The sequence below is a fragment of the Paenibacillus sanfengchensis genome (assembly GCF_036864765.1).
Classification (GTDB): domain Bacteria; phylum Bacillota; class Bacilli; order Paenibacillales; family Paenibacillaceae; genus Fontibacillus; species Fontibacillus sanfengchensis.
Genome location: NZ_JBAGJC010000007.1, coordinates 228,225 through 240,385, shown reverse-complemented (window position 1 = coordinate 240,385; position 12,161 = coordinate 228,225). Strand labels below are relative to the sequence as shown.

Annotated in this window: 14 protein-coding genes and 1 pseudogene; 11 read left to right on the top strand and 4 right to left on the bottom strand. The window is 47.9% G+C overall.

Translation table 11 applies throughout. The annotated features are described in order from the left end of the window. The first annotated feature begins 76 nt into the window (after nt 1-76). The 7 genes and pseudogenes from V4U84_RS16965 to V4U84_RS16940 all read left to right on the top strand — a co-directional run bounded on the left by V4U84_RS16965 (nt 77) and on the right by V4U84_RS16940 (nt 6,026). Entirely contained in the window at nt 77-967 is an 891-nt protein-coding gene (locus V4U84_RS16965; RefSeq protein ID WP_334077584.1) for a TetR/AcrR family transcriptional regulator, read from the top strand. 205 nt (nt 968-1,172) lie between these two features. Next, nucleotides 1,173-1,934, top strand: a complete 762-nt coding sequence (locus tag V4U84_RS16960; RefSeq protein WP_334077583.1) for an SDR family oxidoreductase — start codon at nt 1,173-1,175, stop codon at nt 1,932-1,934. A gap of 43 nt (nt 1,935-1,977) precedes the next feature. Beyond that, nucleotides 1,978-3,225, top strand: coding sequence for a cytochrome P450 family protein (locus V4U84_RS16955; protein ID WP_334077582.1), 1,248 nt, complete (start codon nt 1,978-1,980; stop codon nt 3,223-3,225). Between the two features lie 155 nt (nt 3,226-3,380). After that, nucleotides 3,381-3,927 (top strand): annotated as a pseudogene (locus tag V4U84_RS16950) (YitT family protein); the annotation flags it as partial. After that, nucleotides 3,907-4,083: an ATP-binding protein gene (locus tag V4U84_RS27035; protein WP_464686146.1), complete on the top strand. Its 177-nt coding sequence runs from the start codon at nt 3,907-3,909 to the stop codon at nt 4,081-4,083. The pseudogene V4U84_RS16950 and the gene V4U84_RS27035, both read left to right, overlap by 21 nt. A gap of 22 nt (nt 4,084-4,105) precedes the next feature. Further along, the gene (locus V4U84_RS16945; protein WP_334077581.1) at nt 4,106-5,116 is read left to right on the top strand and encodes a helix-turn-helix domain-containing protein; all 1,011 of its coding nucleotides are present in this window, start codon (nt 4,106-4,108) and stop codon (nt 5,114-5,116) included. A gap of 115 nt (nt 5,117-5,231) precedes the next feature. Continuing rightward, nucleotides 5,232-6,026 (top strand): SDR family NAD(P)-dependent oxidoreductase, encoded by a 795-nt coding sequence (locus V4U84_RS16940; protein ID WP_334077580.1) that lies wholly within the window; start codon nt 5,232-5,234, stop codon nt 6,024-6,026. A 37-nt stretch (nt 6,027-6,063) separates the two neighbouring features. Here the strand turns inward: V4U84_RS16940 and V4U84_RS16935 are convergent, their stop codons facing one another. Next, nucleotides 6,064-7,458, bottom strand: a complete 1,395-nt coding sequence (locus tag V4U84_RS16935) for an aminotransferase-like domain-containing protein (protein ID WP_334077579.1) — start codon at nt 7,456-7,458, stop codon at nt 6,064-6,066. 112 nt (nt 7,459-7,570) lie between these two features. Here V4U84_RS16935 and V4U84_RS16930 point away from each other — a divergent pair, with 112 nt between their 5' ends. The 3 genes from V4U84_RS16930 to V4U84_RS16920 all read left to right on the top strand — a co-directional run bounded on the left by V4U84_RS16930 (nt 7,571) and on the right by V4U84_RS16920 (nt 8,998). Beyond that, the gene (locus tag V4U84_RS16930; protein ID WP_334074573.1) at nt 7,571-8,284 is read left to right on the top strand and encodes an AzlC family ABC transporter permease; all 714 of its coding nucleotides are present in this window, start codon (nt 7,571-7,573) and stop codon (nt 8,282-8,284) included. Continuing rightward, complete coding sequence (locus V4U84_RS16925; protein ID WP_334074572.1) at nt 8,281-8,613, top strand: branched-chain amino acid transporter permease; 333 nt, start codon at nt 8,281-8,283, stop codon at nt 8,611-8,613. The genes V4U84_RS16930 and V4U84_RS16925 overlap by 4 nt, the downstream gene beginning before the upstream one ends. A 61-nt stretch (nt 8,614-8,674) precedes the next feature. Next, nucleotides 8,675-8,998: a hypothetical protein gene (locus tag V4U84_RS16920; protein WP_334077578.1), complete on the top strand. Its 324-nt coding sequence runs from the start codon at nt 8,675-8,677 to the stop codon at nt 8,996-8,998. A 227-nt stretch (nt 8,999-9,225) separates the two neighbouring features. On the opposite strand, the gene V4U84_RS16915 is transcribed toward V4U84_RS16920, so the two are convergent. Then, nucleotides 9,226-9,786 carry a DUF5823 family protein gene (locus V4U84_RS16915; RefSeq protein ID WP_334074570.1) on the bottom strand — a complete coding sequence of 187 codons (561 nt, stop codon included), beginning with the start codon at nt 9,784-9,786 and terminating at the stop codon, nt 9,226-9,228. A 318-nt stretch (nt 9,787-10,104) separates the two neighbouring features. Beyond that, a complete protein-coding gene (locus V4U84_RS16910) occupies nt 10,105-11,001 on the bottom strand; it encodes a helix-turn-helix domain-containing protein (protein WP_334074569.1) in 897 nt (298 codons plus the stop codon). 78 nt (nt 11,002-11,079) lie between these two features. Here V4U84_RS16910 and V4U84_RS16905 point away from each other — a divergent pair, with 78 nt between their 5' ends. Next, a complete protein-coding gene (locus V4U84_RS16905) occupies nt 11,080-11,232 on the top strand; it encodes a hypothetical protein (protein ID WP_334074568.1) in 153 nt (50 codons plus the stop codon). 121 nt (nt 11,233-11,353) lie between these two features. Here V4U84_RS16905 and V4U84_RS16900 read toward each other — a convergent pair whose 3' ends face one another. Beyond that, nucleotides 11,354-12,028, bottom strand: a complete 675-nt coding sequence (locus V4U84_RS16900; protein ID WP_334077577.1) for an SOS response-associated peptidase — start codon at nt 12,026-12,028, stop codon at nt 11,354-11,356. Nucleotides 12,029-12,161: the final 133 nt, after the last annotated feature.

The window sequence follows — 12,161 nt, the reverse complement described above, 5'->3', positions numbered from 1 at the left end:
CATCATTCCCTGGACTTTTACCTAATGGTACAATCATAGTAAAAACCGGTGCTGTCCAAAAGGAGATTTCACAATCGTGAGCAATCGCAGGCAGACATTGTTAGACGCCGCATTGGCTTTATTTATAGAGCATGGCTATTCCAATACAACCATTCAAATGATTCTGTATCAATCGGGAGTATCCAAAGGGACCTTTTATAAATATTTTGACTCCAAGGAAGCATGCATTGCGGCCATATTTGAGCAGCGCTTGCGGGAAGATCTGGTGCTGCTCAGCAACTTGGAGAAGCGTGATTACACTTCCAAATTTGATTTGCTGGTGGACCAACTAGCCATACCGATGACTTTACCCGACAAGCAGCGTGTACTGGAACTATTCTGGACGGGGTTTTACTCGGGAGAATTCGATTCCACTTCCTTGATCCGCACGCAGTTGCAGTGGTTGGCTGAACGGTTGACGGGATTATTTGGAGACGAGATCAGACCGTATGCTACAGAAGGAGCTATGCTCTGTTACGGTATGCTTCACCAAATCGCGAATATTTCAAGGGGATTTCAGGATCAGCAGCCCAACTGGAAAGAGGTCGTGCCGCGGGTTTTAAGTTACATAGAAGCGATCATGAACATCATGCATGAACAAAATGAACATATCCTGAACGTACAAGTTCTTGTGCAGTTTAGTTCCGGCGAGAATGATAGCGCCATAGATAAGGCTGCACTAGTTCAAGAGCTTCGCACATTTAATTCAACTATACAAGCATCCTATGAATCCGTCAGAACTAAGGAAATTACGCAAGGGCTTTTCATGCTTTTTCAAGAGGAAACGTTGAACAAGTCGCTTATTGAAGTCGTATTGAAAGAATTACGCAGGCGATTTGAAGCCACGCCGTTCCGTCTGGTGGCCAGAAGGCTCGAAGATAAGCTCTGGAGGTACATTGGAGAAAAGGGGCATTCCGCGGAAACCTGACATAGTCGTGAAAAAAATATACGAGTAGTATAATTTAGTGCTAACTTTAAATTGAATCCGATAGACAAAGATGTAGAATTTGACATTAAATATACTAGGCGTATAAAATAAAAATTAGTTAAATTATTTAAATTTAAATTGTGCGGGAGGAGGAATAGACGCTTTTCAAGTTTCAACCGACTACGATGTTTGGAGGGAAAAGGTTATGCGTTTGAAAGGTAAAGTGGCCGTCGTCACGGGTTCCGCTTCCGGTATGGGAAAAGCCATTGCCGAGTTATTTGCTCGCGAAGGAGCGAGCGTTATTGTTAGCGACGTGAACCTGGATGGCGCACAGGCGGTGGCCGGTGCCATTCAGGCCAGCGGCGGAACGTCTTTGGCTCTAAGAACCGACGTGGCCGATCTTAACGAGATCAACACGATGATCGATACGGCCGTCAACCAATTCGGTACGTTGGATATCCTGGTCAACAATGCGGGAATTATGGATAACATGGCCCCTGTAGGGGATGTGGAAGACGAAAAATGGGATCTGATCTTCGACATCAATACGAAAGCCGTCATGCGCGCGATTCGCAAAGCGGTCCCGATCTTTTTGGAAAAAGGCGGCGGTGTCATTATAAACACGGCATCGACGGGGGGCTTCAGCGGAGCGCATGCAGGCGCCGCGTATACCGCTTCCAAGCACGCGGTAATCGGCCTGACGAAAAACACCGGGTTCATGTATGCTCAACAAGGCATTCGCTGCAATGCCATTGCGCCCGGAGCGACGATGACCAATATCAGTTCCACAATCAAGAACGTGAACGAGTTTGGTGCTTCCCGCACCAAAGTGACGCAAGGGGTTATTCCTCGTATCGGACAGGCGGAGGAAATCGCCGAAGTGGCTCTATTCCTGGCTTCGGACGAATCCAGCTTTATCAACGGCGCTGTTATCGCCGCTGATGGCGGTTGGACGGCCGCTTTCTAACCATAGGCTTATTCAAAAATCAACCTGTGAAGGGATGGTTGTCATGAATACCGCAAATCACGACATGCCGGAAAAAACAGGATTCCAATTATTCAGTGGGGAGGACGTGAAAGACCCGTTTCCCTTCTTCGCCCGGCTTCGGGGGATGGGACCCGTGATTCCGGTACCGAACCCGCTGGGTGAACGAGGACAAGCCTGGATCGTGACCCGTTTGGAAGAAGCTATGCAGGTCCTTAGGGAACATTCCCGATTTACCGTGGATCCGAGTACCATTCCGGACATGTCTGATATCAGGCCTCAGACGGATTCCACGGCTCCGCAAACTTTTTTCACAGGCAAGTCCATGCTCTTTGTCGACGAGCCCGACCATAAAAGGTTACGGGCCTTGGTATCCAAAGCTTTTACACCGAGATATATGGAGAGTTTGCGCCCGCGCGTTCAAGAGATCGCCGACGAATTGCTGGACAGGGTACAAGGCCAAGGCAGCATGGATATTGTAAAAGATTACGCCTATCCGCTGCCCATCAATGTTATTTCCGAAATGCTCGGGGTTCCCCGGGAGGACCAGGAACAAATTCGGGTATGGTCGGGTTCGATTGCGCGGGGGCTAGGCTTCGGAAAACAAGATCCCGAGGTAGCGGAGCATTTGAAAGCCTTCGGGCATTATACTTCCCAGCTTGTGGCCGCCAAGCGGAAGTCCCCTTCCGACGATTTAATCAGCCAATTGATTGCCATCGAAGAAGAAGGGGATCGGTTAAGCGAAGAGGAACTGATTTCCATGGTCACCTTGCTGATTTTTGCCGGGCACGAGACGACCTCGAACCTCATTGCTACCGGCTCCTTCCTGTTATTGAGCCATCCCGAGCAGTGGAATAAACTAAAAGCCGATCTCCGTCTGGTTCCTTCCGCGGTCGAAGAACTGCTGCGGTTTCATGGACCGGCTACAGCTACCGGCCCGCGTTTTGCCACCGAAGATATCGAATTCGCCGGGCAGCAAATCAAAAGAGGGGATGTCGTTATCCCTTTAGTCAAGTCGGCCAATCGCGATGAGCTTCAATTCAATCAACCGGAGGAACTGGATATTACCCGGAACATCAAGCGGCATCTTGCTTTCGGTCATGGAATCCATATGTGTTTGGGTGCGCCGCTCGCCCGAGTGGAAGGAGATATTGCTTTTACCACGCTTCTTAAACGCATGCCTCATCTTCGACTCAGCCTTCCTGTAGAAGACATTAGCTGGGAGGCGACTTTATCCTCGCAGAGCTTGAAATCTTTGCCGGTTTCCTTTTAACTGGAAGAAAATGAGTTTACAACGGGCAAACTGCCCACTATAATGAGAAGTATTAAAAGAACTGAGCGACCTATGGTACCTAAAGCGATTAAAGGATGGTTTTTTCCTTTAATCGCTTTTCTTTGTGAGTTCAGCTTTATTTTGAGGTTAACGGTTTGAAGAAAAGAAGTTTCGATTTGTCCATGCTGATCATCGGAGCGCTGCTGTTCGCTCTGGCAGTCAAGCTGTTTATCATCCCGAACGATTTCGGTGAGGGTGGCGTGACCGGGATTTCCATTATTCTGTTTTTTTTATCTGCTCGAATGGCCTCCGGCCATCGTCAGCGCCGTTCTGAACGGCGTTTTATTAATTATCGGATACAAGTTGCTGGATAAGAAAACTACGGTGTACACGATTATCGCCGTCGGCTTCAATTCCTTGTTCCTGCATCTGACCGAGCACTGGAGGATCTCATCGCACGAACCGTTTATCAATGCGATTTTTGCGGGTTTGCTGGCCGGCGTAGGCATCGGGATCATCATTCGGGTAGGGGGAGCGACCGCGGGAACGACCATACTTGCCCGGCTCGCCAAGAAATGCTGGGACTGGAACGTGAGCTATGCCTTGCTGTTTTTCGATCTGATCGTGGCCGGCCTATCCATCTTCGTCATCGGCATCGAGAAGGTCATGATCACCGTCGTTATTCTATACGTCGGAACGAAAGGAGGCAGCGGTCTAGGCTTAACCATCTCCCAAAGGATCATCAGGCGGCATGGAGGTCAACTTTCCGTCGGCAATCATTCGGAGGGGGGAGCGATAGTCACAGGTTGGATAAGGTTCAAGTCCACCGTGGCTCATGATCAGGAGAATTACACATAAGCTGCTGGAGGAGAACTGTTATATGAAGTCACAGACCTTAGACCGCATTAAATTTCCGCCGGGATTTTGGGCCGGAATGCATAGGCTGGGGATTGCCGCCCAAGATGTAGCTCGAACAGCGGGATTGCCGGTTACTGTAATTACCGAGCCCGCCGTCACTACAGCTCAATATTTCGCGATATGGCAGGCCTATTCCGAGCTTAAGAATGGACCGGCGGAAGGGATCATCCAGTTGGCGACAGCCTTTGAAGCCGCAAAATACCCGCCAAGCGTTTTGGCGACATACCACGCCCGCGATTATCGTGACGCCCTGAACCGAATGACCCGGTACAAGCCGCTTTGTCCTCCCGAATGCTTGTATATTATCGAGGAGGGCGAGCGCTGTACGATCGAATTGGACTGGCTAGAGCCCGGGAAACCCGGTCCGCAGATCCTGATTGGTATTACGCTGGCCTTTCTTCTCGAGCTTGGACGCCGGGGTACAGGGCAACCTTTGACGGCGAAGCTCGTCGAATTTTCGGACGATATGGGCGATATCCGGGCTTTGGAAGCTTATTTTGGCTGCCCTATCCGGGTGGGCGCAGACGGCAATCGAATGACGCTGCAGCGCAAAGATCTGGACCTTCCCTTTGTCACATACAATGAAGAACTGCTGGAACTCCTCACCCCCGCCTTGGACCGCTCCCTGGCTGAACACCGGCGCAGCCGTTCCTTCACCGAAACGGTCATACGGATGATGAAACGTTCCCTTACAGGGGGACGCCCCGACATTCGTGTAATCGCGAAGGAACTGAACATGAGCGAACGTACGTTGCAGCGTCGGCTAGCGGAAGAGGATACAAATTTCAAGCAATTGCTCGTACAAGCCAGGCATGAGCAGGCGCGCGACTATTTGGCGGATCCGGAGCTCGGGATCAAAGAGGTGGCTCTTTTGGTAGGATATGAAGATCAGAACTCGTTCTATCGGGCCTTCCGCCTTTGGGAAGGGGATACGCCTTCGAACTGGCGCAACCGACAATTGGGGATGTATTGAATTTTCATTTGGCGCAGGATGCAAGGAGTTTGGCGTAACAGACTAGTTACCGACCCATCCCGACAAGGTATGATAATCACGTTCCGGACAAGTAAATGACAAGGAGAAGTTGAAGATGGACATGGGATTATACGGGAAAACAGCTTTGGTTACGGGATCAACAAAGGGGATTGGTAGAGCCATCGCCATTGAACTTGCCAAAGAAGGGGTTCATGTACTGATTAATGGACGAAATCATGAAGAGGTGGAGCGGACGGTCCATGAGATCAAGTTAGCTTACCCGACTACCTCGCCGCAAAATGCAGCAGCCGATTTAGTGGATTGGGGGCAAAGGGAAGCATTGTTTCAAAAATACCCCCACGTCGATATATTGGTTAACAATATAGGAATTTATGAGATTATGCAGTATGGGGATATCGACGATGAAGTATGGAACAATTATTTCCGTACCAATTTTTTAACTGCTAACGAATTATCCCGGTTTTATCTGCCCAATATGTTGAAGAAGAACGAGGGCCGTATTATCTTCATCGCCAGCGAAGAAGCCGTAATGCCTTCAGGGCTAATGCCGCAGTATGGGGTAACCAAATCGATGCTGCTGTCCTTGGCAAAAAGCTTATCGAAACTGACAAAAGGTACCGAAGTCACCGTCAATACGATCATGCCGGGACCCACCCTCTCCGAGAAAGTGCTTCAAATCATCGAGGGGGCGTATCCAGAGGAAGAGCTGTCTTTTTCCGAAAAAGAAAAACGTTTTATGGCGGCCAACCTGCCTCAGTCCGAGCTTCAGCGATTTATCAAGCCGACGGAAATCGGGAGACTGGCTGCGTTTTTATGCAGTCCTTACGCCTCCGCGTTTAAAGGATCCCCCATCCGGATGGATGGGGGGATGGTCCCGACCATTTTTTAAATGCGCAAGGGGGGGGGGGGAAGAATGCCGCTCTCGGTCAAGTTCCGAGATGTTCCTTTAAAACTTCCAAACCCTTCCGTAATTCATCCAGAGAAGTTGTGGAAGAAAGCGCGATTCTTAAGTAATTGCCCTGTGTTTTGCCTCCGGTCCAAAAACGGTCCGAATGATAAACACGAATCCCCTTACTCAAAAAGAAACTCTCCAGGCGAGTTCCGGTGGCAGGGTCGGATATGGGCAGCCATCTATAATAGCTTAGCGGGTGGCCCGTGCGCGGAGAGTGGGGGAACAGCTCGTCGAATAAACGGTTGGCGGATAGCGCCAACCGTTTTTTCTTCTCCGACATGGCGCTGGCCTTTCCGGATAAAATCAGCTCGGTCACGATCTCGGCATCCAAGGATGAAGTTTTGACATTCATATTAAAAATCGCCTCGTGTATCCTCTTTTGAAAAACATCGCCGAAAACAAGATAAGCCACCCTCAGCCCCGAACAAATGGATTTGGAGGTGCTGCAAATATAAATCGTTTGTTCCGGGACAAGCCGATAGATCGGCGGACTATAGAGATCAGGGGTATGGACCGACAAGAAGGCGTGGGGATCATCTTCGATAACGATCAAACGATGTTTCCGAATCAAAGCGGCCAATTCCTTCTTCCGGTATTCCGGCATCACAATGGCTGTCGGGTTGCTGCAGGAAGGCATGACAAACACGCCGTGTATATCCGATTGCTGACACTGATACTCCAGGGCGTGAGGGAGCATTCCATGCTCATCTCCGGGGATCGGAACCAGCTTGACTCGCAGCGATTTCGAAATTTCGATAAAATTCGCATAGGTGTACATGTCTACCGCAATTCTTTGTCCGGGTTCAAACAGACCCAACAACGTGATCGCCAGAGCATTCTGCGCTCCGGATACAATGCACACCTGTTCGATGTCCGCATCCATGCCGAAGCTCTTCATCCAATTCAGCGCGGCCGCTTTTTGGTGGGGCATTCCCGTAGGGTGATTATAATTAAAAAGCTGCTCCAAATAACCTTTCTCCATCACTTTTCTGGCGGCTTCGGCCACAAAGCTGTTGGTTCGTTCAAACGATTCGACAAAACCCAATTCGATGCACTCATGGGACATCTCTTTGGAAATGGTGATGGAGCAGCGTGCGGCATTGGGAGAGACAAACGTACCGCTTCCGGTAACCGCATAAATTAAACCTTTCAATTCGCATAGTTTGTACGCGCGCGTAATCGTCGTAAAGTTGACGTCCAAAAAATCTGCCAGTTCCCTCTGGGGCGGGAGTCTTGTGCCGGGGGCCAGCAAGCCGTTCGTAATATCGTGTTCCAGTAACGAGGCAAGCGACAGGTAAAGTGGGCGTGAAAGCGCCGTTCGCTCCGGTTTCCAAGACATAGGATAATCGGTAAAAGAATTGATGGGCATGGGATAGGGACACCTCTTAAAATTGTAATCCATACAATTATAACATTGATTGTATGGATTTTCGCTGTTAAAATGACTTGGATAAGTCATCTACCAAGGAGTTGCAAGCACCATGAACGACAGAAACGATGTTGCGACGGCGTTTCGCGCCGCCTTTCCCGTTACCCTTCCGATCCTTGCCGGTTTTTTATTTCTCGGGATCGCCTACGGGATTTTTATGAACGTTTCGGGCTTTGGTCCCGTATACGCCATTTTAATGAGCCTGCTTATTTTTGCCGGTTCGATGGAATTTGTGGCGGTCAATCTTTTACTCGGCGGGTTTAATCCGCTTGGCGCTTTATTCCTGACTTTGATGGTCAACGCGCGTCATCTTTTCTACGGGATCTCCATGCTTGAAAAATACAAGGGGACGGGACTTAAAAAGTTATATCTCATCTTCGGCTTGTGCGATGAATCCTTCACTATCAATTACACGGCTCATATCCCGCTGGGAGTGGACAAAGGGTGGTATATGTTCTTCGTAACCTTGCTGAATCATAGTTACTGGGTGATCGGAGCGACGATCGGGGGAGTGTTCGGATCGATCGTACAAATCAATATGGAGGGGCTTGAGTTTGTAATGACCGCACTTTTTATCGTCATCTTTTTGGAGCAGTGGAAGAACGAGTCGGTTCATTACAGCGCAATCATAGGCTTGGGAGCGTCGATCGTATGTCTATTCCTTTTTGGGAGCGGCAACTTTATCATTCCCGCCATGGCATTGATTCTCTTCGTACTCACTTTGACAAGAAAGCAACTGGAAAAGAAAACAGGTGAAACGGCATGACAATGAGTATTTTTGAACAAGTAATCACAATTGGCTTGATCGTAATCGGAACCATGATGACCCGTTTTATTCCGTTTATCGTTTTTCCTCCGGGCCGTCCCACTCCCCGTTACGTGCAGTACCTTGGTAAAGTGCTGCCCTCGGCGACCCTGGGGTTGCTGGTTATATTTAGTGTTAAAGACGTGAATTTTACGGCAGGCAGCCATGGAGTTCCTGAACTTATGGCGATGGCTATCGTAACTTTCCTGCATTTATGGAGAAGGAATATGCTGTTGTCGATCGCTAGCGGGACCCTGGTGTATATGTTTTTGATTCAGTTTGTTTTTTGAGGTATCGGAGATTTTAGGGAAGGCGTCAAGGGGTCAACCGATTTTTAGGAGGGGAGTTAGGATGAACCATCGGGAACTTTTTCCCATCGTAGAGAAACTAGAGGAGCATCGGATCAAATACGCCCTGGGCGGCAGCGGATTAATGCATTTCCTCGGCTTGATTGATTCCGTGAATGACTGGGACATCACGGTCGCATGTCCAAAGGATACCTTGCTCAAGGCTATTTCGGGTTATGAATGGATAGAACAAACAAGCGGGGACGGCCTGCAACAGCAGGCGATCGGCATGTATACGAAGGCGAGGTTTGTCAAAGTGGCGGAGCATCCGAGCAACGACTGGGGCAAGCCTTTGCTTGAATTGACGTACGAGTTGAAGTTGGGTTGAGAAGAACGAAACGAAGTTTTCATCGGCAAGAAGAGGGGCAGAGTTTCCAAAAGGAGACTCTGTTTTTTGTCGAGCGTTCCCTTTTATGACATCGGTTTTGCCGTATAATGGCACAGACGAAATCGGGGCAGATTTTTCTTAATTTCTGTTCCCCGTTTTCGGCAAGGCCATGAAACGGCAAAAATCCAGCCAGTCAAGGGTTAAGAGTGGAGATTTAGCGCCACTTCTCAGTCCTCAAAACTTATTTTATAAGCCAGTCTGAGCAGAAGAGCTGTTATACCCGCTAAGATAGAAAGTGTGATCAGATAACTAAGAGATAATTTTTCCGTATGCAAGATATACTTGTCGATGGCTTTAAACTGGATGAAAGCAGTTATAAAGCCGGTAAGAAAAGCGGTCAGTCGGATGGAGTCTTCTTTTAACCGGAAGTTTCTTAAAGACAGTACTAATATTGCTGATAGATATAGAGATGTAATCGGTATTAATCCAATATAGGTAAAGGTATATTTCTGCGGAGAGAGTACACCGTTTGGAATGATATCCGTAATAAATTCCGATAGTACAATACCGACTGTCCAAAGTAGAAAAAAGAGCAGAAATTCAAGGATAGCCCGATTAAGGTAACTGCTTTTTTCAATGCCGGCTTTTTTCTCTCTGATCACCTGAAAGATAACAAGGAGTAACAGTACCAAACACCAGTAATAGAAAATAATAGGTAAGCTGCCGGAGAAGAAACCGGACAGCAGTTCAATCCCTTGCTGCAATAAGGTTTTAAATAGTGAAAACATCCAATCCCCCCGTAACCTTATAGGTTGAACTATTGATTTGCATATTAGACAGCGGTGTAACTACAGCTGATTGTTTGGTTCGAATTAAAGGGAATTCTTCCCGTTAATTTAGTGCGTATGCGGCGGGAGAGGTGATTTAGCTGGATAACCTCCCGCTAATTCGCCTGAAATTCTGTATATCGGTCATTGGGCCGCGAAATAAATGGAGTTTTTCCAGCTAAATCCGATCTATGAGCCAAAAGAGGTACATTAACGGGAGGTTTTCCCGTTAGCGTATCCGAAACCCTATCACATCCTTGCCTAGCGCCAATTTTTAATTCAATCTATATAATCTGAAAAATTCAGATTTTGAGGTTGGCGGGGGTATTTATCTGCAGTACCCAGTGATTCGGTTACCGGTATATCTTTCCCCACCTCTTCAAAGCTACAAGAACTTAACCAGACCTGTCCATAACCGGATAGAAGAATTCCGATATTAATACGGTTGGCTTCCGGTGGGACATCCAGGACGCAGGCATAATGATTCCATTCCGTTGTACCTTTAATACATCGGGCCTCCATGTTGTCAAAGCCCAGAATATTCTCTGATATATCATCGATACGCATCCACAGACCACTCCAACCGGTGATGTTCTCTGACTTCACAAAACCTGAGAAGCGCATTCTTTTCCCAAGATAATCGGAAGCCTGGAATTGCTGCATGATTGTACTGAAATCATTGTCATGGAAGGTTTCACCTTCATTTGCGCGTATGGTAACGGAGCAGTTACTGTTTATAAAAACTTTCTTGTCCAGTTCGCAAACATATTTCTCTGGTGTGGTACCTGTAAATAACCATCCTTTTACTTTGTTCAATTTCTCATCTCCTTTTTGTTTAACAAATACCCTCATCTGCTCTCTGTATTTTGATGGGGTCAAGCCATATATTTTACTGAATGCTCTGGTAAAAGCTTCATGGCTTTCAAAACCTGTTAATAAAGCAATATCGAGAACTCTTTCGTCGGTGTATAGCAGCAGGTCTACCGCACGGGCCATCTTTCGATAACGGATGTATTCCGAGATATTCTTACCTACATACTTCTTAAATATCCTGTGAAAATGGTATTTGGAAAAACCCGTTTCGTTTGCCAAGTCATCAAGGCTAGGATTCTCATATAAATGCTGCTCAACATAGGAAAGACTACTGTGAATAATTTTCTCGTATATAGAAACCACCTCCTGACAACGATTATCTTACAACATCATAAAATATTCGGCTTGATATATTTTGCTCTGATTGGAAGCAAGGGAGGATTGATTGCAAGGGAAAAGGTGCTGCTCACCTGGGGAGAACCTGCGGGTAAAAGCACGACTGAAGCCAATGGCCAAACCGTAGAAACCTGGGTATACTCCAACTTCGATACCATCGCATTCGTGAACGGCAAAGTTAAGATCATTATTAACTGATAGTTGGAGCGTCTTCGTTATATATAAAAAAAGAAGCGCGGCAGCCAGTTCCCGGTGGCTGCGCTTCTTTGAAGATTATTATTCGCTGTTAGCCAAAGACAAGGGTGTCGGCTGTGGGGAATCAGCGCTTTACCCACGCATGTTTGAGATCCATTTCCTTTATGCATTCATCGGTGTCGTGTCCGTGAATGTCAATCAGTGGCGTCACCGCATACGCAACCATCTCTTCCGCCGAATGAGGGCGCAGAATCGGATCCAAGGCATCCGGATCGTTCGTCTCCTCGTCGAGCCAACGGCTTATGTTCTCCTTCGACAGAATCGCCGGCATCCGGCTCTCAAATTCCCCAATCAGCGGGTTGGCTTCCGTCATGACCAAGGTGCACGTACGTAAAGGCTCTCCGCGCGTATCCCGCCAAATTTCGTAAAGACCGGCCACCCCGAACATCCCGCGGTTTTTCATAACTACCCGAACCGGGTAGGACTTCTTGCCTTCCTGTTTCCAATAGTAAAATCCGTTGCAAGGGATGATGCACCGCTGCTTGTCCACCATTTTACGGTAGGTCGGGTTCTGGTGCACATTCCTGAGATCCGCGTTGATCGCGTCTTTTCCCCAGTAGGGAATGAATCCCCAGCGAAATTCATCCAAAATCCGCTCTCCGTTTTGCTGCAGCACGACCGGCATCGGCTGTGTTGGCCTAATGTTATAGCGATTTCTATAGTAATACATCACACGTTCGATCTGAAAATGCTCTTGAACCTCCGGCAGCCCGGCCGCCATGGAAAAACGTTGACACATGAAGCATCAGCCTCCTCTTGATGACTTATTGTTTGCCAAAGTAAGGAAATTTATCCGTGTTATATTCGTTATGGGTGATTTGGCTAATGAGTACGACACGACTGAACCAGCTACCGACTTCACAATTGAGCGG

Coding starts and splice junctions, on each gene's coding strand:
- V4U84_RS16945 (WP_334077581.1), top strand. CDS start 4,106: ATGAAGTCACAGACCTTAGACCGCATTAAATTTCCGCCGGGATTTTGG.
- V4U84_RS16955 (WP_334077582.1), top strand. CDS start 1,978: ATGAATACCGCAAATCACGACATGCCGGAAAAAACAGGATTCCAATTA.
- V4U84_RS16900 (WP_334077577.1), bottom strand. CDS start 12,028: ATGTGTCAACGTTTTTCCATGGCGGCCGGGCTGCCGGAGGTTCAAGAG.
- V4U84_RS16920 (WP_334077578.1), top strand. CDS start 8,675: ATGAACCATCGGGAACTTTTTCCCATCGTAGAGAAACTAGAGGAGCAT.
- V4U84_RS16915 (WP_334074570.1), bottom strand. CDS start 9,786: ATGTTTTCACTATTTAAAACCTTATTGCAGCAAGGGATTGAACTGCTG.
- V4U84_RS16930 (WP_334074573.1), top strand. CDS start 7,571: ATGAACGACAGAAACGATGTTGCGACGGCGTTTCGCGCCGCCTTTCCC.
- V4U84_RS16935 (WP_334077579.1), bottom strand. CDS start 7,458: ATGCCCATCAATTCTTTTACCGATTATCCTATGTCTTGGAAACCGGAG.
- V4U84_RS16940 (WP_334077580.1), top strand. CDS start 5,232: ATGGACATGGGATTATACGGGAAAACAGCTTTGGTTACGGGATCAACA.
- V4U84_RS16925 (WP_334074572.1), top strand. CDS start 8,281: ATGACAATGAGTATTTTTGAACAAGTAATCACAATTGGCTTGATCGTA.
- V4U84_RS16960 (WP_334077583.1), top strand. CDS start 1,173: ATGCGTTTGAAAGGTAAAGTGGCCGTCGTCACGGGTTCCGCTTCCGGT.